Below are 2280 nucleotides of genomic sequence, written 5' to 3'. Positions count from 1 at the left end.
GGTGTGGTGGCGACCACCGATTGGGCGGCCGCGATCGACGGCGATCCGAACCTGTTGGACGTCGACCTGAGCCCGAGGCAGCGAGAGGTTTTGGCCCTCTATGCATCCGGGGAGAAGGCCGCGCGGGTGGCGTCCCTGACGGGCCTCGCGCAGGAGACGGTGAACGACTACCTCGGCCGGATCCGTCAGAAGTACGCTGAGGCGGGCCGACCTGCACCAACGAAGACCGATTTGTACAAACGCGCGCTGGAGGACGGATGGCTACCGATACCTCAACGACGCCGACGCAAACACTAGCGCCCGCTCCGCATGCCGCAGTCCATGCGTCTGTCAGCACAGCCGACCAGATCTTGCGCATGTTCGCACGCTTCATCGGCGCCGGGTACCTGTTCTACTTCCTTCTGCTTGTTGCCGACGTGCGGAGCTTGACCGCCGTGATGGCGGGATGGTGGACTCCGCTCGCGTTGGTGCTGTTCTTCGGGCCGGGATTGGCCCTGGGCGTGGCATCGTTCGCGTTCAGCGGGCCGCGGCTGAGACTGTTGGCGAACCTGACGGCGGTCACCTACCCCCTTGGGCTGATGACCTGGCCGCTCGCATGGTCCGGCACTCTATTGCCCAACGGTAAAGGCGTGTGGTTCTCGACCTTTCCCGCGCTGTCGAGTCTGGCGGCGGGCGCCGTGTGGCGGGCGCGGTGGGCATTCGTGCAACTGGCCGTGGTCATGCTCGGGGCGCAGCTCATCAACTACACCGTTCGAACACCGGACGTGAGAAGCCCCTTCGTTCCGGACATTGCGTTCGGGATCGGGGTCAGCCTGTTGTTCGTCGGTGCAGCGGTGGTGGCCGCGAGAACAGGTCAGGTTCATGACGCCACGAGAGCGGACACGTTTGCCGCCGCGGCCAGCGCAGCGTCCCTGCAAGCCCGGACCGTCGAGCGGCAACGCTTCGATGCGTTGACCCATGACAGCGTGATGTCGACGCTGCTGGCGGCGTCGCGGATACCACTCAACGAGGGGTTGATCCGTCAGGCCGACATCGCCCTGACCCAGCTGGACGGGCTCCGGGTCGGTGTGCTCCCGACACAGGATTTCGACCCTCCCGCAGTGCTCTCCCACCTGCGTGCCGCAGCGTCGGAGGTCGACGAATCGATCTCCCTTGCCGTACACCGAAGCCCGGGATCCGAACACACACTCATTCCCGCAGAAACGGTCCGCACCATCGGCGCCGCCCTCGCCGAAGCGCTGCGTAACAGCCTGCGTCACGCCGGCGCCGGCGCACATCGCAATGTCATCGTCGCCCTCGGCCCGGGACGACTCAGCGTCATCGTCTCCGACACCGGAAAGGGCTTCGACATCTCCTCCGTACCGGCCCACCGACTGGGCCTCGCGGTCAGCATCCTGGATCGGATGAACCACCTCCCTGGTGGATCGGCCACCGTCGAGTCCCGCCCCAAAATCGGCACCAGGATCGAACTCACCTGGGCAGGGAGCGAGCAATGACCACTCCAGGCCCCGTACATTCCGAAGCCCGCGCAGACCACCGTCGCGACGACGACGTCACCACTCTGCTCGGAATGCACACGCGGGCGGCATGGGTGATCGTGAGCATCTACATCGGAGGAACTGCACTCGCGGCAGCAGGCACCCTCGACGGTGTGTCGTCCGTCTTCCCCATCGCGCTGGCGGTGATCGTCAATGCCGCATCGGCCATCGCGCTTATCGCGGTGTCCGGTGACCCGCTTCCCTGGCGAGCGACGACCGCCATCACTCTTGCCGGGCCGGCATCCTGTGCGCTGGTCCTTGCCGCGCTCCCGGTACCGATCACGAGCCCACTGCAAACATGGCCGATCGGTGCCGCCACAGCCGTGTACACGTTCATGTGCGTCCGGGGGCGAACCTGGCCGGCGTGGGCCGGGTTACTCGGCATAGTCACGGTATGCGTCGTGTGGTCACAGGTGACCGGGCAGGGCGCGATCCACGGAATCACCATGTCGGCGATCAGCGCGGGCCCACTGCTGATGGGCACCTTCTTCGCCTACACGATCCGCCCCTCAGCGAAGGCGATCTTCCAGCTGAGGGAAGAATCCACCCGACAGATCGCTGACGAGGCCGCCGCCGCAGCCAGACTGTCCGAACGCGACGCACAGCTCAACCGGCTCGACACGCTGGCACGACCGATGCTCGAACGCATCTCCACCGGGACGCCGCTCAGCACCGAGGAGATGCTGCAATGCCGGCTCCTCGAAGCACATCTACGTGACACCCTCCGGGCACCTGCACTGGC

3 protein-coding genes are annotated in these 2280 nt (G+C 66.0%); all 3 read left to right on the top strand.

What is annotated here, in order from left to right:
• On the top strand, window positions 1–297 hold a 297-nt coding region (locus MLGJGCBP_RS18455), incomplete at its 5' end, for a LuxR C-terminal-related transcriptional regulator (RefSeq protein WP_236581196.1).
• A gap of 59 nt (window positions 298–356) precedes the next feature.
• The gene (locus tag MLGJGCBP_RS18450) at window positions 357–1496 is read left to right on the top strand and encodes a sensor histidine kinase (RefSeq protein WP_160097514.1); all 1140 of its coding nucleotides are present in this window, start codon (window positions 357–359) and stop codon (window positions 1494–1496) included.
• Window positions 1493–2280: tripartite tricarboxylate transporter TctB family protein (locus MLGJGCBP_RS18445; RefSeq protein WP_160097513.1), on the top strand; the 788-nt coding region annotated here is incomplete at its 3' end. The genes MLGJGCBP_RS18450 and MLGJGCBP_RS18445, both read left to right, overlap by 4 nt.

The organism is Rhodococcus sp. T7 (genome assembly GCF_009872365.1).
Lineage (GTDB): Bacteria > Actinomycetota > Actinomycetes > Mycobacteriales > Mycobacteriaceae > Rhodococcus_F.
The sequence above is the reverse complement of the archived record's forward strand: the minus strand, read 5'-3'. Positions and strand labels throughout refer to the sequence as shown.

Excerpts from the sequence above, each read along its gene's own strand:
- MLGJGCBP_RS18450 (WP_160097514.1), top strand. The coding sequence starts at position 357 with ATGTTCGCACGCTTCATCGGCGCCGGGTACCTGTTCTACTTCCTTCTG.